Raw genomic sequence first — 19,740 nt, forward strand, 5'->3', positions numbered from 1 at the left:
CGATGAGCGAGAGCACCAAGTCCGAAAAAGCCATCGAAATGATTGGCGTCAACAAATGGTACGGCTCCCTGCAGGTGCTGAAGGGCATAAACCTGGACGTCCCTCGTGGCGAGCACATCGTTCTCTGCGGGCCGTCTGGCTCCGGCAAGTCCACGCTGATCCGGTGCATAAATCATCTGGAGGAGGTCCAGCAGGGCACTATCTCGGTCAACGGCACGCAGCTCAGCCAGAAAGGAGCCAATGCCGACCACATCCGCCGCGATGTCGGCATGGTTTTCCAGCAGTTCAATCTCTTTCCCCATCTGACCGTGCTCGAAAACTGTATGCTGGCCCAGCGCCGCGTGCGGAAGGCTTCCGTGGCCCAAGCCAAGGAAAAGGCCATGTGCCACCTGGAGCGCGTGCATATCGCCGAACAGGCATCGAAATACCCGGCCCAGCTTTCCGGCGGCCAGCAGCAGCGCGTTGCGATTGCGCGTGCGCTCTGCATGGATCCGAAGATCATGCTGTTCGATGAGCCGACCTCGGCGCTCGATCCCGAGATGGTCAAGGAAGTGCTCGACACGATGATCTCGCTCGCCGACGACGGCATCACCATGATCTGCGTCACCCATGAAATGGGCTTCGCCCGTGCGGTCGCCCACCGCGTCATCTTCATGGACCGTGGCGAGATCATCGAAAGCGCCGAGCCGGAAGAGTTCTTCGGCAATCCGACCCACGAGCGCACCAAGTCGTTCCTCAGCCAGATCCTCAATCACTAGGCCGGAGGTCGATCGATGCAATATTCCTTCGACTTCGCCCCGGTTCTCGCCGCCTGGCCCATGTTTCTGGACGGTGCCATCCAGACGCTCAGAATGTCGGCAATCTCGATGATTGCGGGCCTGGCACTCGGCATCGTCTTCATGCTGATGCGCATGAGCAAGCTCGCCCCGTTTCGCATGGTCGCAATCGGCTATATCGAGCTGATCCGCAACACGCCATTTCTCGTGCAGGTGTTCTTCATCTATTTCGGGATGCCGACGCTCGGTATCAAGCTGGGCGGCGAAGAGGCGGCAGTCCTTGCGATGTCGCTCAACTGTGCGGCCTATGCCGCGGAGATCGTCCGCGGCGGGGTGCAGTCCATCCGTCCCGGCCAGATCGAGGCGGGCAGGGCGCTGGGCCTACACACGCTCGACATCTATCGCTTTATCGTCTTCCGGCCCGCGATCCGGGCGGTCTTTCCGGCGCTCTGCAGCCAATTCATCCTGATGATGCTGAATTCGAGCCTGGTCGCATCAGTCTCGGCAGAGGAGCTGACCTACATGGCCCAGACCCTCGACGCCCAGACGTTCCGCAGCTTCGAGATCTACTTCGTGCTCGGTGCGATCTATCTGCTGCTATCGCAGTTCTTCTCTGTCGCGCTGCAGTTCATCGGCAGAACCTACTTCTCCTATCCGACAAAGTGAGGCCGAGGCGATGATCCGTGAGTTTGGTTTCGCAGAGTTTTGGTTCCTGTTGGATGGTGCCCGCTGGACGGTCATCCTATCCCTGCTCGCTTTCACCGTCGGAGGTGCGCTGGGTCTCGCCGTTGCGCTCGGCCGCACCAGCAAGTGGGCGGTGCTGCGCGGCCTGATGGCAACCTACATCCAGATCTTCCAGGGCACCCCCCTTCTGGTGCAGCTGTTCTTTGTCTACTTCGGCCTGCCACTTCTGGGTCTCAAGGTGGATATCTGGGTGGCGCTGACGATCGGCCTGTCGCTGCATGCCAGTGCGTTCCTCGGCGAGATCTGGCGCGGTAGCATCCAGGCCGTGCCGGCGGGTCAGAGCGAGGCTGCCCGCGCACTCGGCATCGGCTATGTCCATCGCATGATCGATGTGGTGCTGCCGCAGGCCTTTCGCATCGGCCTTCCTGCCACCATCGGCTTCATGGTCAACCTCATCAAGGGCACGGCGCTGGCGGCGCTGCTGGGCCTGACCGAGCTCACCCGCTCGGGCCAGCTGATGGCGAACATTACCTTTCAACCGCTGCAAGTCTACGGGGCGGTCGGGCTCGTATACTTCTTCATCTGCCTTCCCCTGACCTACTTCAGCGCAAGAGTCGAACGGCGCCTCAACGCCGCCCGATAATAAGAAGAACGCGTAACCAAAGCCAACCAGAGGTAATCTCCATGTTCAATTCAGCACTGACCAACTCAGGTTCCAGGGTCCTGTCGCGCCTTACAGCAGTTCTGCTGGCGGCAACCGTCTTCGCCACCAATGCCGAGGCTGTTACCCCGGAAGAGATCAAGGCCAAGGGCACGGCCGTCATCGGGGTCCAGATGGACCAGTTTCCCTGGGGCTTCATCGACCAAAGCGGTCAGAACGATGGCTTCGACATCGAAATCGCCAAGCTGATCGCCCAGGAGCTCGGCGTCGATGTCAAGTTCGAGCGCATCACCGGCCAGAACCGCATTCCGCTGCTTGTCAACGGCAACGTCGATTTCCTCGTGCCGTCGATGACGATTACGGAGGAGCGCGCCAAGGTCATCCAGTATGTCATTCCCTACTCATCGAACGACATCACCGTCTGGGGGAGGAAGGACGCGGAGATCAAGGGTAACGAGGATCTCGGAAAATATGTCATCGGCGTGAACCGCGGCAGCGCATTTGAGCCGATCCTCGTCAAGGCGGCCCCGCCGAACACCGAGATCAAGCGCTTCGACGACGATGCCACGACGGTGCAGGCGCTTCTGTCCGGCCAGGTCGATGCCATCCTTGGCAGCGTGACCTATGGCCTTGTCATCGACAAGACCGGCCATAACGCGGAATACGAGCGCAAGTACAAGGCTGCAGATAATTTCCAGGGCATGGCCGTACGCAGAGGCGACCAGGCAATGCTCGACTTTCTGACGGATTTCGTGAGCCGCCACACTGCTGACGGTTCGCTGGACGCTCTCTACAAGAAGTGGATCGGTGTAGACCGCGCCAAGCTTCCAACCACGCTTCCTGGTGTCGATTTCACCGGCAAGCAGTAGCGCTCAGCCCTGCGCGACGGCGCAGGCCTCCGCGCAGGGCACCAGAAACATCAACAACCGAAGAGCTCTTGGCCTCCGCCTGTTCGTGCGGGCGGGGACTGCCCGCCTGCGTCGAAACGGTGCCCTCTCGGGCGTGGCGCAACAACAGCTCGCTTATGGAGCATTGCAAGAAAATGGCTAAAGATGGCAAGCAGATCCGGGTCGGTGTCGATATCGGCGGTACCTTCACCGATGTCGCGATGGAGGTAGGCGTCACGCTCCATTCGATCAAGGTGCTGACGGATTACTCGTTCCCCGAAAACGCGATCGTCAAAGGCATCCGCCAGGTTGCCGAAGTCGCGGGCGTGGCTCTCGCCGAGATCGACACGATCATCCACGGCACCACGCTTGCCACCAACGCGCTGATCGAGCGCCGCGGCGCGAAAACGGCCTTCATCACCACCGAGGGCTTTCGCGACGTCATCGAGATGCGCACCGAAAGCCGTTTTGAGCAGTATGATCTCGACATCGTTCTCCCGGCGCCGCTGGTTGCCCGCAACGAGCGGTTCGTGCTCGACGAGCGCATCGGCGCGGACGGTTCGGTGCTCAAGGCGCTCGATCTCGCCGAGGTCGATGCTCTCTGCGATCGTATCATTGCCGCCGGCTATGAAAGCGTCGCCGTCGGCTTCATCCATTCCTATCTAAATGGCACCCATGAGAAGGTCGTGCGCGACCGTCTGCTCGCCAAGAAGCCCGACATCTCAATCTCGATCTCGTCCGAGGTCTCGCCGCAGATGCGCGAATTCCAGCGCTTCAACACGGTCTGCGCCAACGCTTTCGTCAAGCCACTGATGGCCTCTTATCTCAACCGCCTCGTCGGGCGGCTGACGGAAGAGGGTACCCGCTGCCCCGTCTTCATGATCCATTCCGGCGGCGGCATCATCAGCGTCGAAAGCGCCATTGAATTCCCGGTCCGCCTGCTTGAATCCGGCCCGGCTGGCGGTGCGATCTTCGCAGCCCATATCGCCAGCAGCTACGGCCTCGATCAGGTCTTGTCCTACGACATGGGCGGAACGACGGCCAAGATCTGCCTGATCGAGAAGCAGTCGCCGAAGACGTCGAAGACCTTCGAGGTTGCCCGCACCTGGCGCTTCAAAAAGGGCAGCGGCATGCCGATCTCGATTCCGGTCATCGAAATGGTCGAGATCGGCGCAGGTGGCGGTTCGATTGCAACGGTCGACAGCATGCGTCAGATCCGCGTCGGCCCGCACAGCGCCGGCTCCGAGCCGGGTCCGGCCTGCTACGGCCGCGGCGGGGAGAACCCAACGGTCACCGATGCCGACCTCGTCCTCGGCCGTCTCGATGCCGACGAGTTTGCCGGCGGCGCGATGAAGCTCGACCGCCCGGCCTCGGACAAGGCCATGCAGCAGGACATCGCGGCCAAGCTCGACACCGATGTCGCGACGGCCGCCTATGGCCTCAGCGAAGTGGTCGACGAGAATATGAGCAATGCCGCCCGCATGCATGCTGTCGAAAACGGCAAGGAACTCTCCGAATTCACCATGATCGCCTTCGGCGGCGCAGCACCGATCCACGCGACCCGCCTTTGCGAAAAGCTCGGCATGTCGGAGCTGCTGATCCCGCCGGGTGCCGGCGTCGGCTCGGCCATAGGCTTCCTGCGCGCGCCCTTCGGCTTCGAAGCTGTCCGCAGCGCCTATAGCCGCCTTAGCCGTTTCGAAGCGAAGGCCATCACCGCGACCATTTCGGATCTGATCGGGGAGGCGACGTCCTTCGTCCGTTCCGGCGCGCCGGATGCTGACCCCGACCTCGAGTGCACGGCCTACATGCGTTATGTCGGCCAGGGTTGGGAAGTGCCGGTCACCATCGAGGTGCGCGAATATGTTGACGGCGATGGCGCACTGTTCCGCGCGCTGTTCGACGAGCAGTATGAGCGCTTCTTCGGCCGCGTGATCGATGGCCTCGACGTCGAGATCGTCAGCTGGTCGCTGCGCGCCACCTCGAAGGTTACCCCGCCTCAGCGGATCGGCAAAACCGCCAAGGGAGTCGCCGCAACCATTCGCGGCAGGCGCGAAATCTTCGATGTCCAGGAAGGCAGCTTCCAGAATGCCTCGATCGTTTCCCGCCACGACATGAAGCCGGGCGACTGGGTCGTCGGCCCGGCCGTCATCACGGAACGCGAAACCTCGACCATCATCACGGCGAGCCGCGAGGTCGTCATGCAGGCCGATGGCTGCCTGCTCGTGCGCGCCAAAGAAGCCGCCTGAACGGAGAATAATCCATGAAAACCGATGCACTTTCCGACGTCCATATGCAGATCATGTGGAACCGGCTCATCTCCGTGGTCGAGGAGCAGGCCGTCACGCTGATCCGTACCGCCTTCAGCACCAGCGTGCGTGAATCCGGCGACCTGTCTGCAGGCGTCTTCAACCGGGGTGGCAAGATGATCGCCCAGGCCGTGACCGGTACCCCCGGCCACGTCAACGCCATGGCCGAGGCTGTCGGCCACTTTATCCGCGATATCGGTCCGGAAAACATCTTCGAGGGTGACGTCTACATCACCAATGATCCGTGGAAGGGCACCGGCCATCTGCACGACTTCACCGTCGTGTCTCCGACCTTCCGCAACGGCGCCCTGGTCGGCTACTTCGCCTGCACCGCGCATGTCGTGGATGTCGGCGGCCGCGGCTTCGGTCCGGATGCCAACGAGGTCTACGAGGAAGGTATCTTTGTTCCCATCATGAAGTTCGCGGAGCGCGGCACGGTCAACAAGGACCTCGTGAACATCCTGCGCAACAATGTGCGCGAAAGCCACCAGGTGGTCGGCGATGTCTATTCGCTGGCGGCTTGCAACGAGATCGGCCATCGCCGGCTGATGGACATGATGGACGAATTCGATCTCGCGGATCTGGAAACACTGGCCGACTTCATCTTCAAGCGCAGCTACGACGCAACGCTGGAGCGGCTCGCGACGCTGCCGAAGGGCTCCTATTCCAACGTGATGCGAGTCGATGGTTATGGTTCGCCGATCGATATCGCCGTTCGTCTTGATGTCGCGGACGACCACATCCTCGCCGATTTCGAGGGAACCTCGCCGCCGAGCCCTAAGGGCATCAACTGCCCGATCATCTATTCCGCAGCCTATGCCTGCTACGGCCTCAAGTGCTCGATCGCACCGGAGATCCCGAACAATCACGCGTCCCTGCTGCCGTTCCGCGTGACGGCGCCGGAAAATTGCATCCTGAACGCCCAGCATCCGGCGCCCGTATCGGTACGCCACGTCCTCGGTCACCTCGTTCCCGATGCGGTGCTCGGCGCGGTTCACAAGATGCTGCCCGGTCGCGTGCCCGCGGAAGGAGCGGGCGCGCTGTGGAACCTGCATGTCAGCGTACGGCCGCTGCAGGGCGAAAAGGCACCGGCCGACGGCGGCCAGCGCGCCGAAGTCCTGCTGTTCAACAGCGGCGGCGCCGGTGCACGTCCGATGCTTGACGGGCTGAGCGCCACAGCATTCCCGAGCGGCGTGCATTCCATGTCGATCGAGGCGACGGAGCATGTCGGCCCGGTCATCTTCTGGCGCAAGGAACTGCGCGACGGATCGGGCGGCGCCGGGCAATTCCGCGGCGGTCTCGGTCAGGTCGTGGAGATCTCGCCCACCGAAGGTCACGAGATGCATTTCAACGCCATGTTCGATCGCATCGAGCATCCGGCACGCGGCCGTGATGGCGGCGAGAACGGTGCCCCCGGAGCCGTGCTGCTGGACGACGGCACACGCCTTGCGGCCAAGGGACGCCAGCATGTGCCGGCCGGCCGCCGGCTCATCCTTCAGCTTCCCGGCGGCGGCGGCTATGGCCCGGCCGACAGGCGCGATCCGGTCGCCGTGCGGCGTGACAGCGATTTCGACTACGTCGTCGCCGAGTGACCCTCCCCGGGGTCGGGCGACGTGAAAACTTCGTCCGGCCTCAAGTGTAAGATCAATTCAAGGAAGCCGGAGATGACGTTCGAGAACAAGCGCGCTGCGGGCATCAAATCGTCCCCCAGCATGGCAATCGCTGTAGCCGCAAAAAAACTGGCTGCGGAAGGCCGCGACATCATTGATCTGTCGCTCGGCGAGCCGGATTTCGAACCGCCGGCCCATGTTGCCGACGCAGCCTGCAAGGCCATCCGAAGGGGCAGGGTACGCTACGGTGTGCCGGCCGGCATGGAGAGCCTGCGCCAGGCGATCGTTGGCAAGTTCAAGACGGAAAACGGACTGGACTATGCCGTTGACGAGGTGACGGTGGCGAACGGCGCCAAGCAGATCCTGTTTGACGTGTTCCTGGCCACGCTGGAGCCCGGCGACGAGGTCATCATTCCCACCCCGTGCTGGGTGTCCTATGGCGACATCGTGTCCCTGAACGGTGGAGAACCGGTTTACGTCAGTTGCGGGTCGGACACCGGCTTCAAGATCACCGCCGAGAGACTGGAGGCGTCGATCACGCCGAAGACCCGCTGGCTGATGCTGAACTCGCCGTCCAACCCGACGGGGGCAATCTATTCCGCCGACGAGTTCCGCGAGCTTGCGGCGGTGCTTGCGCGCTATCAGCAAGTTCTGGTGATCTCGGACGAGATCTACGAACACATCCTGTTGAAGAATGTGCCTTTCGTTTCCTTCGCCTCGGCCTGCCCGGGTCTGCGCGACCGGACGCTCATCGTCAACGGTGTGTCCAAAGCCTATGCGATGACCGGTTGGCGTGTCGGCTACGCTGCCGGACCGAGGGCTCTGATCGCTGCGCTCAACAAGATGCAGTCGCAGAGCGTGACGTCCGTCTCGACCGTCGCGCAGGCGGCCGCGCTTGCCGCGCTGACGGGTGATCAGGCTTTTGTCGCCCAAGCCGCGGAAACCTTCGCCGGCCGCGCGAAGATCATCGCCGAACGTCTAGCACTCATCGAGGGGATCGATTTCACCCCGCCAGATGGTGCCTTCTATGCCTTTATCAGTGTTGCCAGATTGCTCGGCCGGAAGACGGCGACAGGACAGTTGATCGCCGACGATACGGCCTTCGCCTCGCATCTGCTGCAGCAATTCGGCCTGTCGAGCGTGCCCGGTGCGGCGTTCGGTGCGCCCGGGTTCATCCGCCTGTCAATCGCGGCATCCGACCGCGAACTGGAGGGTGCCTGCGAGCGTCTTGCCGCCATGGTGCGGTCGCTTGAGGCCGGAGAAAACGTCCCCTGACAACCAGGTCAACCCGGAAGCATCGGCATTCTACGATGCTTCCTCCAAAGGAGGGTCACACCCATGAAAACTGAAGAACTGAAGCAGGCGCTCGGCGCCGGTCTGCTTTCCTTTCCGGTGACGCATTTCGATGCGGAGGGCAACTTCAACGCCACGAGCTATGCCGAACACGTGGCTTGGCTTTCCGGTTTCGAGGCGGCTACCCTGTTCGCCGCCGGCGGCACCGGCGAGTTCTTTTCGCTGACGCCGGAGGAAATTCCGCAGATCGTGCGTGTTGCCAAGGAAGCGGCAGGCAAGACCCCGATCGTCTCCGGTTGCGGCTATGGCACCAATATTGCCGTCTCGATCGCCAGATCCGTCGAAAAGGCGGGCGCCGACGGCATTCTGCTCCTGCCGCACTATCTTATCGATGCGCCGCAGGAAGGCCTTTATCGGCATATCAAGGCTGTGTGCCAGGCGACCGGCATGGGCGTAATGGTCTATAACCGCGATAATTCGGTTCTCCAGGCTGACACGCTGGCGCGCCTTTGCGACGAGTGCCCGAACCTTGTCGGCTTCAAGGATGGTACCGGTGACATCGGCCTTGTCCGCCAGATTACCGCAAAGATGGGCGACCGCCTGACGTATCTCGGAGGCATGCCGACGGCTGAGCTCTTCGCGGAAGCCTATCTCGGCGCCGGCTTCACCACCTATTCCTCGGCGGTCTTCAATTTCGTGCCGGGCTTGGCATTGGAGTTCTACAGGGCGTTGCGTGCCGGAGAGCGAGCGAAGTGCGAGAAGATCCTTCTTGATTTCTTCTATCCGTTCATGGCGATCCGCAACCGCGCGAAGGGCTATGCGGTGTCGGCCATCAAGGCTGGCGTGCGCCTCCAGGGCTTCGATGCAGGTCCTGTTCGCTCGCCGCTGCAGGATCTTTCGGCGGAGGAAATCTCGATGATGGAAGCCCTGATCGGTCAACACAAGCGCCAGTGAGAAGGTGCCGCCTCCATCTCCGCGATGGGGGCGGCCACCCGTCGCTCTCGCCTGCCGGTCGAGCCACGCTTGCACATGAAGAAAGCGGTCAAAGCCGACGAGCTCGCGCGCTTCGTAAAAGCCGATCAGGTTGCGTACCCAGCCGAGCAGCGAAATATCGGCGATGCTTTAGTCAGCGCCCATCACCCAGTCGCGGCCCGCAAGCCGTTCATCGAGGACGCGGAGCAGTCGCGTCGTGGCGCCGCGCGACTACAGCGCCGTGGGTCCTATCACTTGACCGCGAACAACAGGCGGACTTAAACGACGAATGTTCTCGGCCTGCTGTGCCTGTTTCGCCTCGAACGGGAAGCTTATCTGTCTCCTGATCCCGTTGATAAGCGCACGTCGCCGCGGCGCCGTTTGGCGTCTTGCTCCGTGGCGCAAGCCTCTGCGCTTATTTCGGACAAGCCTCGATCGATGCGGAAATCATTTCCGCGTCGGGCGCCGTGCGCCTGAAGTTTGCAAGCTGATGCTGTCGATCTCGTCGCCTTCCAGCCCCGAAGCGCGTTTTCCTTAGCGCGGTGGCAGAAAAAACGCGGCCGAGGTCGGTGCGATCGACACCACGCGGCCGCCCGCCGCAACAGCCGCGGTTTTGTTATGCCGCAATCTCGATTACTGAGGTCTGGTTCTCGCGCATGTAGGCGATCAGGTCCTCGATGGTTACCAGCAGCATGCCATTCTGCTCGGCGAAAACTTCCAGCTCCGGCAGCCGGGCCATGGTGCCGTCGTCGTTGGCGATCTCGCAGATGACGCCCGACGGAACCTTGCCGGCCAGCCGGCAGAGATCGACGGCGGCTTCCGTGTGGCCCGGGCGGCCGAGGACGCCGGCAGGATTGGAACGCAGGGGGAAGATGTGGCCGGGGCGGGCGAAATCCGCGGGCTTCGAGGCCGGGTCGATCAGCGCCTTGACGGTCGCGGCCCGGTCGGCCGCGGAAATGCCGGTCGTCGTGCCTGGCAGGTAGTCGACCGAAACGGTAAAGGCCGTCTTCAACGATTCCGTGTTGTTGGGCACCATCAGCGGAATATCGAGTTCGTCGAGACGGTCGCCTTCCATCGACACGCAAATCAGGCCGCGGGCCTTGTTCATCATGAAGGCGATTTTTTCGGGCGTTGCGTCCTGCGAGGCAAACACGATGTCACCCTCGTTTTCACGATCCTGGTCATCGACGACGATAACCATTTCCCCACGGGCAATGGCGGCGATCGCATCATCAATTTTCGAGATAGTCATGCTTTATGTCTTTCAAGGGTTGAGCCGGGGACCCGGCTTGATTGAGCCATCCGCGCTGGACGCGCATCGGCAAAATATCCCTTGGGCGAACAGACGCGGCACACTCATCCCTTGAAGGGGGAGTCGCCTTAGTCGTGCTCTCTTCCATCCGGACTATACCGTCGGCTCCGGCATCGCACCGGATCTGCTGACCTTCCGACGCCGCCGGAAGCGCTCGCGGGCTCCGGGATTTCTCCCGATACCGCCGGTGGGGAATTGCACCCCGCCCTGAGAACGTTGGAAACATAAGGATAAGCGACCGGGAAATGCAAGACTGCCGCGGTGCAAAAAACACTGAATTTCATTCAGGTTACTAAAATACGGGATGTCCTAGCGGTCGTGGATGGCTTGTGTAACCGCCCGCGCCCAGTTTCGCAGGAGCCCGTCGCGTTCAGGAGCGGACATTCCTCCCGGGGCAAACCGGTGGATCTCCTCGGTTTCGCCGTTGCTTCCCATCCCGAGGGAACGCCGCGCCAAGGTCGCCACGCCAATGGCACCAACTTCCGCCTGATCGCCGCGCGAGACGGGGCGGTCCAAAATGTCGGCCTGGAGCCGCATTAGGAAATCGTTGGCGGATGCGCCGCCATCGGCCAGCAAGCCCCTGAGCGGCGTGCCCACGTCCTTCTCCATGGCTGAAAACACATCGGCGATCTGCAAGGCAATCGCTTCGAAGGTGGCGCGCGCTACATGAGCGGGTGTGGAGGCCAGCGTCATGCCGGAAATCGTGCCGGTGGCATTGTCGTTCCAATGTGGCGCGCCGAGACCCGCGAGGGCCGGCACGAAGGTGACGCCGCCGGAGTCCGGCACGGTCTGTGCCAAATCGGAGAGTGCCCTGGTATCGGCGAGGCCGAGCAGCGTCGCCGCGAACGCGGCGGCCTGCGCGGAGACGGTGATGTTGCCCTCAAGTGCGTAAACTGTGCCGTCGCGGTCGCTCCAGGCGATGGTGCTCGACAGCCCGTGCCGGGACATGACCCGCCGGGGCGTCAGGGTCATCAGTGAAGAGCCGGTCCCGTAGGTCGCCTTGACCAGACCCGGAGCGCGGACGCCGTGACCATAGAGGGCGGCGTGGCTGTCGCCCATCATGGTGAGGATCGGAACGCCGGCGGGCAACGCCGTTGCCCCCTCCACCGTGTGGCCGAACAGGCTGTCGGACGGTTTTGGTTCAGGCAAGGCGGAAAGCGGCGCGCCGAACAGCGCACAGAGGCTTTCGTCCCAAGCAAGTCGGTCGGTGTTGAAAAGCTGGGTGCGCGAGGCATTGGAATGATCGGTGGCAAACTCTCGGCCGCCCGTCAGCCGATAGAGCAACCAGCTATCCACCGTGCCGGCGCGAAGCCGGCCTTGAGCGGCCAACGACTTGGCCGCGGGTACGTTTTCCATGACCCAGGCCAGCTTGGAGGCCGGAAAGAGGGCATTGATCGAAAGACCGGTCGCGTCGACGACCGCGGGGCCCGCGCCACTTTCGATCAGTGCCTCGCAGGCCTGCGCGGTGCGCCGGCATTGCCACAGGATCGCGGGTGCAATCGGCGAGCCGGTGCCGGCATCCCATACCACGAGCGTTTCGCGCTGGTTGGCGATAGCAAGGCCCCGAATGTCGGATATGCCGGTGGCGACGATGTCGGTGATCACGGCTCGTACGCTCGCCCAAATGTCTTCGGCGGATTGCTCAGCCCAGCCCGGGCGGGGATAGGTTGATTTCAGCGGCGACGAGGCCTTGGCGACGATCCCTCCGGCACCATCTACCAGGATGGCCTTGGTATTGGTGGTGCCTTGGTCGATGGCGATGACGCGACCGCTCGTCATGGGCGTTTACGGCCGATCGCCTTGCGGGCGGCCTTGGCGATGCCGGGCACCGTCAGGCCGAACTGCTCGAACAGCCACTTGACAGAGCCGGTCGGCACGAAGCCGGGGAAACCCATGCGCTCGACCGGAACCGGTAAATTGCCGGCGGTGAATTCGGCGACCGCGCCGCCCAGTCCGCCGCGAATGCCCGCTTCCTCGATTGTTACGATTGCGCCCGTTTCGCTGGCCGCCGCCGCCACGGCGGCCTCGTCCAGCGGGTTAATCGTCGCCATGTTCAGGACGCGGGCGGAGATGCCGTCCGCCTCCAGCGCCGCCGCGGCCTTGGCGGCCAGATGGACCATAGTGCCGCAGGCGATTAGCGCCACGTCGCCGCCCTGCCGTACCAATTCCGCCTTGCCCGGCTGGAACGTCCGGTTGGCAACCTCGAGGTTCGGCACCGGCATGCGGCTGAGGCGGATGAAAACGGGGCCTTCATGGCTCGCCGCCCACTTTACCGCCTCCGCCGTTTCCCACGGATCGGCCGGAACGATGACGGTGAGGGGGATAAGGGGACGAAGCCAGGCGAAATCTTCGATGGAGTGATGGGTCGGCCCCAGTTCGCCGTAGGCGATACCGGAGGATTGGCCGACGAGTTTAACGTTGAACCCGGCATAGGCGATGTCCGCCTTCACTTGCTCCAGCGCGCGGCCCGTCAGGAAGCACGCAGCGGCGGAAACGAAGGGAATGCGGCCGCCATTGGCAAGCCCGGCGCCGACGCCGACCATATTCTGCTCGGCGATGCCGACATTGATCAGCCGCTCGGGGAATTTCTTCTGGAAACCTCCGAGCTTGGAGGAGCCGACGGAATCGTTGACCACGGCGACGATGCGGGGATCGTCTTGCGCCAGGGCTTCCAGCGTCTGGGCCCAGGCGTCCCGGCAATCAAAGAAACCTTCCTGTTTCACAGCGGGAGCGGCCATTACACGAGTTCCTTCATCGCGATATCGAATTGTTCGGCGTTCGGCACGCCATGGTGCCAGGATGCCTTGTTCTCCATGAACGACACGCCCTTGCCCTTGACCGTGTTGGCGATCACGCAAAGCGGACGCTGGCGCGAGCCCGGCGCGAAATCGAGCTTGTCCAGCAGCGCCGCCACGTCGTGCCCGTCGAGAATTTCGACGTCCCAGCCGAAGGCGCGGAACTTGTCATCGAGCGGATCGAGGCCATTGGTCTCTTCCGTTCCCATTCCTTGCTGCAGCCGGTTGCGGTCGACGATCAGAGTGAAGTTGCCGACCTTGCGGTGGCCGGCGGTCATGGCTGCCTCCCAGTTCGAGCCTTCCTGCAGTTCGCCGTCGCCGGTCAGGACATAGGTGCGGTAATCGCTGCTGGTCAACTGGCCGGCAATCGCGATGCCGAGGCCCACCGGCATGCCATGGCCGAGCGGCCCGGTGTTCGTCTCGACGCCGGGCAGGTAATTGCGGTTGGGGTGGCCGTTGAGCTTCGAGTTCGGCCCCATGTAGGTCGAGAGCCAGTCTTCCGGATAATAGCCGGCAGCGCAGAGCGCGGTGTAGAGCGCGCCCGTCGCATGCCCCTTCGACATGATGAAGCGGTCGCGCTCCGCCATGTCAGGCTTCTTTGCGTCGTAACGCATCACGCCGAAATAGAGCGTCGCGATAATATCGATGGCGGAAAAGTCGCCGCCCGGATGGCCGAGCTGTGCGTCGAAAACCATGTGGAAGGCCTTGCGGCGCATCCACAGAGCCTTTTCCTGGATCGTTGCGACAGTATCGTTTCTCAGCATAGTTGTAAGCCTTTCAGTCTCAAACCCTTGCTCATCCCGCCGCCCCTACATGGCGCCGAACAAAGCCTTCTGCGCGATTTTCAAACCGCTGATGGCATCGTGGCGGCTCTGCGCTTCCTTCAGCGCATCGACGTCGAGAGCGTCGAGGCCTTTCGCCGCGGCCTTGAGGAAGTCGATGGCGTGGTTTGCCGTGGCGATGCTGTCCTCGCGGAACGGAAATTGATCAAGCTGCCAAACGCCTTCCCAATTGTTCTTCCGAAGCACGTAGAAGAATTCAAAGATCTCGATCGGATGCAGGCTGCCGGCGACGAGATCGTCGTCCCACGAGCGGTAGTTGTCGTTGACGTCCATGCCGAACAGACGGCCGTAATCGATGGCGAGCTGGGCGCTGTCGGCGGCGGACTCACCGCCCATGATGGCGTGGCCGAAGTCGAGCAGGATGCCGACGTTGGGCAGGCCGATTTTCTCGATGCCGAGCAGGGTGCGGGCGACCGAGCCGAAGCTCATACGCACACGCGGCTCGCGCGGCTTGTATTCGATGACGAACTTCAAGTCCGGGTTTTCGCTGGCGAGCCGGCCGACGCCGTCGAGCGAATGTTTCCACAGCGTGCCGTAGTCGACCTGGAAGGGATAATCCCAGCCGTCCTGGCCCGGCCAGAGCTTGACGTAATCGGCGCCGAAATAGCGCACCTGGTCGCACGCCTCGGTGACCAGCTCGTGGGCGCGGCGGCGGACGCCGGCGTCGGGGTTGGTGAACGAGCCCTTGACGAATTCGCGGGTGTAGATCTCCGGCGTTATGCCGATGACGCCGAGCTTGTTGCGGTCCAGCGCTTCCTTGACCTGGGCATTGGAAAAATCGCCGCCGAAGAACGGATAGTTGATGTCCACCACCGACAGGTCCTTCACCTGGCCGGCAAGATCGATGGCTTCGATGACGCTGCGCGGCGCGCCATAGCCGTCGGTGGCATAGCGGTCGAGATAGGTGGCAAAGTGCCAGATGCCGGCGCCAAAACGCTGTGCGGACATGGGTTCCTCCGTTACGTGGCCTAGAGAAGCGCTAGAATGGATGCTTTCGGTTATTTTTATTTGTTTTCGATATTTTTCACATTTTGATTGTTTCAGCAAGGGAAAAACCGCAATGCTTCCCAGTATAAATGCCGCATTGCAACAAAATAAGGGTTTCTCCCTCTCAAGCCCTGGCGATCGATAGTGCGGGAAGGTTGTTTCGCTTAAAATAACAGATAAACAAAAATAGATTGACAGAATTCGATAACATTCGATAGTGATTGAGAAGGTCACCTATGTGCCTGGATTGAGAAAGGGAGGTTCTCACATGAAAATCACACGTCGCCTGCTCGTTACCGTCTGCGCTCTCAGCTTCTCCGGCTTCGTGCCGGGCTTTGCCATGGCGGCCGATACGATTGCCATCATCACGCCTAGCCACGATAACCCGTTCTTCAAGGCGGAAGCCGACGGCGCGGCCGCCAAGGCGAAGGAGCTTGGCTACGAGACGATGGTTCTCGTGCACAACGACGATGCCAACAAGCAGAACGAACTGTTCGATTCGGCAATCGCCGCGGGCGTCAAGGCCATCATCCTGGACAACGCCGGCGCCGACGCCTCGGTCGCCGCCGTGCAGAAGGCCAAGGACAAGGGCATTCCCTCCTTCCTGATCGACCGCGAAATCACCACCGCGGGCGTCGCCGTTTCCCAGATCGTGTCGAACAACTACCAGGGCGCTCAGCTCGGCGCCGAGGAGTTCGTCAAGCTGATGGGTGAGAAGGGCAACTACGCCGAGCTCGTCGGCAAGGAGTCCGATACCAACGCCGGTATCCGGTCCCAGGGCTATCACGATGTCATCGACCAATATTCGGAGATGAAGTCGGTCGCCAAGCAGACCGCGAACTGGTCGCAGACGGAAGCCTACACGGTGATGGAATCGATCCTGCAGGCGCACCCGGATATCAAGGGCGTGATCTCGGGCAACGACACGATGGCCATGGGCGCCTATGCCGCTCTTGAAGCCGCCGGTCGCAAGGACGTCATCGTCGTGGGTTTCGATGGCTCGAACGACGTGCGCGACTCCATCGTGAAGGGCGGCATCAAGGCCACCGTTCTCCAGCCGGCCTATCAGCAGGCGCAGCTGGCCGTGGAACAGGCGGACAAGTTCATCAAGACTGGCTCCACCGGCCTGGAAGAAAAGCAGTTGATGGATTGCGTTCTCATCAGCGCGGACAACGCTTCGAATCTCGAAACGTTCGCTCTTTCCAACTGACGTCAAATCGACACGTCCCGGGAGCATCGATTTCCCGGGACGTGCTTTCAGACGTGTAAGATCCGGTTGCGCCAATGAAGATGAAACTGTTCCTCGCCGCGGGGATGCTCGCGGTTCTCTGTCTTTCCGGCTGCAAGCTGGTGAAGACCGGCGAAGGCGGCAAGAACGGCGCCGCGGCTGGTCCCGGTGGCGATCAGGAGCGCGTTTCGGGCCTCGTCGCAACCACGTTCGACGGCAAGCTTGTCCCTGCGCTCAAGGAAAAGGCCGTCGACCTGCCGACGTTGCAGGCGGCGATCAAGGGCGGCCTCGACGCCGCAGGGAAAGCCCATGGCGTGCGCGTCGGCGGCGCCGGCGGCGGGTGGAATTTCCCGGTCAAGGGGACAGGCGTGGTGGTGGAAGAGGATCTTGCCAGCAAGGCGGCCCTGGCCAAGGTGGATATCGACGGCGACGGCAAGGCCGATGCAACCTTGCAGCTCGGTCCCGTCGTCAAAGGCACGGCGCTGCGTGACACCACGAAACTTTACGACTTCTCCACGTTCCGTGACCAGATCGAATATGCCAAGCTCGGCCGCGCGCTCAATGACAAGGCCGTGTCGAGCCTGTCCCTGCCCAAGGGTAGCCTAAAGGGCAAGAAGGTCGCCTTCGTCGGTGCGACCACGATCCGCTCGGCAACCGAACAGCCGCTGATCGTCCCCGTTTCGGTCGAGATCGCGCCATGACCGATGCGCATCCGATCGGTCTGTCCATTCGCAGCGGCTCCAAGGTCTATCCTGGAACCCAGGCGCTGAAGAATGTCGATTTCGACCTGCGCATGGGCGCGGTCAACGTGCTGGTCGGCGAGAACGGCGCGGGCAAATCGACACTGATGAAGATCATCGCCGGCGTCGAACAGTTGAATGGGGGCACGATCGAGCTCGACGGCAAACCCGTGGTCTTCGGCGACAAGTCGGATGCCGCCCGCCACGGCGTCGGCATCGTTTTCCAGGAACTCAACCTCTTTCCCAACCTGACGGTGACGGAGAACATCTTCATCGGCCGCGAGAAGACGCGCGCCCGCGTCCACATCGACCGGGCTGCCCAGACGGAAGCGGCTCGCGCGCTGATGAAGCGGCTGGAGCAGGATATCGATCCCGAAACGCCGCTTGGAAATTTGCGCATCGGCCAGCAGCAGATTGTCGAAATCGCCAAGGCGCTGGCGGAAAACGCGCGCATCCTCATTCTCGACGAGCCGACCTCGGCTCTGTCGGCGGCCGAGGTCGAGGTTCTGTTCCGGGTCATCACGGACCTGAAGCGCCAGGGCGTCGGCATCGTCTATATTTCCCACCGGCTGGAAGAGCTGATCCGCATCGGCGACTACATCACCGTGTTGCGCGACGGCGTGATCACCGGATCGCGCTCCATGGCCGGCGTTGATATCCCCTGGATCGTCAGCAACATGATCGGCAGTTCCTCCAAGGAGTTTCCGAAAACCGTTGAGCACAGTCTCGGCGAGGAGGTGTTCCGGGTCGAAAACATATGCCTGCCGAGCCCCGCCGTCGGTTACGCGGTCGACCATATGTCGCTTTCGGTGCGGGCGGGCGAGATCGTTGGCCTTTATGGCCTGATGGGCGCGGGCCGCACCGAACTACTCGAATGCATCATGGCGCAGCATCCGAACGCCACCGGCCAGCTGTTCATAGGTGGCGAGCCGGTGCGGGAAAAGAGTGTCTCCGGCCGCATCCGGCGCGGACTGGCGCTGATCCCCGAGGACCGCAAGCGCGACGGTCTCGTGCAGATCATGACCATTCGCGAGAACCTGACGCTGTCGTCGCTCGGCGATTTCACCCGCTTCATCCATCTCAGTCTCAAGCAGGAAGCTGCCAAGGCGACGGAGTTCGTCAAGCGCATGGCGATCAAGATCGCCAGCCTCGAGCACCCGGTTTCCAGCCTGTCGGGCGGCAACCAGCAGAAGGTGGTCATCGGCAAGGCGTTGATGACGCGGCCGAAGATTCTTTTGATGGACGAGCCTTCGCGCGGCATCGACATCGGCGCCAAGGCCGAGATCTTCCGCACCATGCGGCGTCTGGCCGCCGAAGGTCTCGGGATTCTCTTCGTTACATCGGATCTGGAGGAGGTTCTGGCCCTTTCCGATCGCATTCTCGTCATGGCGAATGGCAAGCTGACAGGGAGTTTCCCGTCCGGCGCCGAAGCGTCGGCGGTCATTTCCGCCGCCACGCCCAATCTGAGCAGGGTTGAAACACAATGAGCAGCATCGACACCGCAACCGCCGCGAAGCTGGGCCCCAAGGCATCGGGAACCTCGGCGCTTCTCTTGCTCCTGCATATGCGGACCTTCGTCGCGCTGATCCTCGTTTTCGGCTTCTTCGCGCTCGCCGCCCCGAACTTCCTGTCGACCGCCAACATGCTGATCATTTCCAAGCACGTGGCGCTCAACGCGCTCTTGGCGATCGGCATGACCTTCGTCATTATCGCCGGTGGCATCGATCTTTCGGTAGGGTCCATTGTCGGCCTCTGCGCCATGGTCGCCGGCTATCTCGTGCTCTACGGCATCGATCTCGGCATCGGCTGGAGCATCCAGTTCAACACGCTGGAAATCTGCCTGATGGTGTTGGTGGTCGGTGTGTTCATCGGTCTCATCAACGGCATATTGATAACGAAACTCAATGTCGCGCCGTTCATCGCCACGCTTGGTACGCTCTATGTCGCCCGCGGCGCGGCACTGCTCTTCTCCGACGGACGCACGTTCCCGAACCTCGGCGGCAACCCGGAATACGGCTCGGATACGTTCAAGTTGATCGGCTCCGGAACGCTGTTCGGCTTCCCGCTATCGGTCTGGATCATGGCTGTGGTCGCCCTTCTGGCCGCCTATCTCGCCGCGCGCACTCCGCTCGGCCGGCACATCTACGCCGTCGGCGGCAACGAGCGCGGGGCGGCTCTCTCCGGCGTCAACGTCGACCGGACCAAGCTCTTCGTCTACATGTTCTCCGGTCTCTGCGCCGCGCTCGTCGGCCTGATCATTTCGTCGCAGCTGCAGGCGAGCCATCCGGCAACCGGCGAAACCTTCGAACTCAACGCGATCGCCGCAGCGGTGCTCGGTGGAACGTCAATGTCGGGCGGCCGCGGCCGCATCGGCGGGACGATCATAGGCGCCTTCGTCATCGGCATTCTGGCCGACGGTATGATCATGATGGGCATCTCGTCCTTCTGGCAGACCGTGATCAAAGGCCTCGTTATCATCGCCGCGGTCGTGGTGGACCAGATCCAGCAGAAGCTGCAGGCGCGGGTGATCTTGCAGCAGCAGGCGAATTGAGGATTTCAGCGCGCAGTGTCTTGCTGTAAGGGTGCCATGGGGTAGAATCGATTTAAATTCGTTTGATTGCGATTATCGGGGTTTAGGCAGGTTCAG

General features: G+C 62.2%; 17 protein-coding genes, 1 pseudogene and 1 riboswitch. Of the genes and pseudogenes, 12 read left to right on the forward strand and 6 right to left on the reverse strand.

Features of this window, described 5'->3' with window-relative positions; all coding sequences use genetic code 11:
* The first annotated feature begins 2 nt into the window (after positions 1–2).
* From FKV68_RS25315 to kdgD, 8 genes are all read left to right on the forward strand, one after another.
* The gene (locus tag FKV68_RS25315; RefSeq protein ID WP_180943279.1) at positions 3–758 is read left to right on the forward strand and encodes an amino acid ABC transporter ATP-binding protein; all 756 of its coding nucleotides are present in this window, start codon (positions 3–5) and stop codon (positions 756–758) included.
* Positions 759–773: 15 nt separating this feature from the next.
* The gene (locus FKV68_RS25320) at positions 774–1,442 is read left to right on the forward strand and encodes an amino acid ABC transporter permease (protein WP_180943280.1); all 669 of its coding nucleotides are present in this window, start codon (positions 774–776) and stop codon (positions 1,440–1,442) included.
* Positions 1,443–1,452: 10 nt separating this feature from the next.
* Positions 1,453–2,103 (forward strand): amino acid ABC transporter permease, encoded by a 651-nt coding sequence (locus FKV68_RS25325; RefSeq protein ID WP_180943281.1) that lies wholly within the window; start codon positions 1,453–1,455, stop codon positions 2,101–2,103.
* Positions 2,104–2,144: 41 nt separating this feature from the next.
* Positions 2,145–2,990 (forward strand): transporter substrate-binding domain-containing protein, encoded by an 846-nt coding sequence (locus tag FKV68_RS25330; RefSeq protein WP_180943282.1) that lies wholly within the window; start codon positions 2,145–2,147, stop codon positions 2,988–2,990.
* A 173-nt stretch (positions 2,991–3,163) separates the two neighbouring features.
* The gene (locus FKV68_RS25335; RefSeq protein WP_180943283.1) at positions 3,164–5,254 is read left to right on the forward strand and encodes a hydantoinase/oxoprolinase family protein; all 2,091 of its coding nucleotides are present in this window, start codon (positions 3,164–3,166) and stop codon (positions 5,252–5,254) included.
* A 14-nt stretch (positions 5,255–5,268) separates the two neighbouring features.
* Positions 5,269–6,906 carry a hydantoinase B/oxoprolinase family protein gene (locus FKV68_RS25340; RefSeq protein ID WP_180943284.1) on the forward strand — a complete coding sequence of 546 codons (1,638 nt, stop codon included), beginning with the start codon at positions 5,269–5,271 and terminating at the stop codon, positions 6,904–6,906.
* Between the two features lie 72 nt (positions 6,907–6,978).
* Positions 6,979–8,199: a pyridoxal phosphate-dependent aminotransferase gene (locus FKV68_RS25345; RefSeq protein WP_180943285.1), complete on the forward strand. Its 1,221-nt coding sequence runs from the start codon at positions 6,979–6,981 to the stop codon at positions 8,197–8,199.
* 63 nt (positions 8,200–8,262) lie between these two features.
* A complete protein-coding gene (gene kdgD / locus FKV68_RS25350) occupies positions 8,263–9,171 on the forward strand; it encodes a 5-dehydro-4-deoxyglucarate dehydratase (protein WP_180943286.1) in 909 nt (302 codons plus the stop codon).
* A gap of 54 nt (positions 9,172–9,225) precedes the next feature.
* Here the strand turns inward: kdgD and FKV68_RS33380 are convergent.
* The 6 genes and pseudogenes from FKV68_RS33380 to FKV68_RS25380 form a co-directional block, all read right to left on the reverse strand.
* Positions 9,226–9,408 (reverse strand): annotated as a pseudogene (locus tag FKV68_RS33380) (glutathione binding-like protein); the annotation flags it as partial.
* 397 nt (positions 9,409–9,805) lie between these two features.
* Positions 9,806–10,441, reverse strand: coding sequence for a 3,4-dihydroxy-2-butanone-4-phosphate synthase (gene ribB / locus FKV68_RS25360; protein ID WP_180943288.1), 636 nt, complete (start codon positions 10,439–10,441; stop codon positions 9,806–9,808).
* Positions 10,442–10,573: 132 nt separating this feature from the next.
* A riboswitch (FMN riboswitch) is annotated at positions 10,574–10,720 on the reverse strand.
* Positions 10,721–10,810: 90 nt separating this feature from the next.
* A complete protein-coding gene (locus tag FKV68_RS25365; protein ID WP_180943289.1) occupies positions 10,811–12,280 on the reverse strand; it encodes an FGGY-family carbohydrate kinase in 1,470 nt (489 codons plus the stop codon).
* Positions 12,277–13,239, reverse strand: coding sequence for a transketolase family protein (locus tag FKV68_RS25370; RefSeq protein WP_180943290.1), 963 nt, complete (start codon positions 13,237–13,239; stop codon positions 12,277–12,279). The genes FKV68_RS25365 and FKV68_RS25370 overlap by 4 nt, the downstream gene beginning before the upstream one ends.
* Positions 13,239–14,060, reverse strand: a complete 822-nt coding sequence (locus FKV68_RS25375) for a transketolase (protein WP_180943291.1) — start codon at positions 14,058–14,060, stop codon at positions 13,239–13,241. Before FKV68_RS25375 ends, FKV68_RS25370 begins: the two co-directional genes overlap by 1 nt.
* A gap of 45 nt (positions 14,061–14,105) precedes the next feature.
* Positions 14,106–15,086 (reverse strand): sugar phosphate isomerase/epimerase family protein, encoded by a 981-nt coding sequence (locus tag FKV68_RS25380; protein ID WP_180943897.1) that lies wholly within the window; start codon positions 15,084–15,086, stop codon positions 14,106–14,108.
* A gap of 307 nt (positions 15,087–15,393) precedes the next feature.
* Between FKV68_RS25380 and FKV68_RS25385 the strand changes: the two genes are divergently transcribed.
* The 4 genes from FKV68_RS25385 to FKV68_RS25400 all read left to right on the forward strand — a co-directional run bounded on the left by FKV68_RS25385 (position 15,394) and on the right by FKV68_RS25400 (position 19,644).
* The gene (locus FKV68_RS25385) at positions 15,394–16,335 is read left to right on the forward strand and encodes a D-ribose ABC transporter substrate-binding protein (RefSeq protein ID WP_180943292.1); all 942 of its coding nucleotides are present in this window, start codon (positions 15,394–15,396) and stop codon (positions 16,333–16,335) included.
* 74 nt (positions 16,336–16,409) lie between these two features.
* A complete protein-coding gene (locus FKV68_RS25390) occupies positions 16,410–17,054 on the forward strand; it encodes a DUF2291 family protein (RefSeq protein ID WP_180943293.1) in 645 nt (214 codons plus the stop codon).
* On the forward strand, positions 17,051–18,580 hold the full coding sequence (locus tag FKV68_RS25395) for a sugar ABC transporter ATP-binding protein (RefSeq protein ID WP_180943294.1): 1,530 nt from the start codon (positions 17,051–17,053) through the stop codon (positions 18,578–18,580). Before FKV68_RS25390 ends, FKV68_RS25395 begins: the two co-directional genes overlap by 4 nt.
* A complete protein-coding gene (locus FKV68_RS25400) occupies positions 18,577–19,644 on the forward strand; it encodes an ABC transporter permease (protein WP_180943295.1) in 1,068 nt (355 codons plus the stop codon). The genes FKV68_RS25395 and FKV68_RS25400 overlap by 4 nt, the downstream gene beginning before the upstream one ends.
* Positions 19,645–19,740: the final 96 nt, after the last annotated feature.

It is taken from the genome of Sinorhizobium mexicanum (assembly GCF_013488225.1).
In the GTDB taxonomy this organism is placed as follows: Bacteria; Pseudomonadota; Alphaproteobacteria; order Rhizobiales; family Rhizobiaceae; genus Sinorhizobium; species Sinorhizobium mexicanum.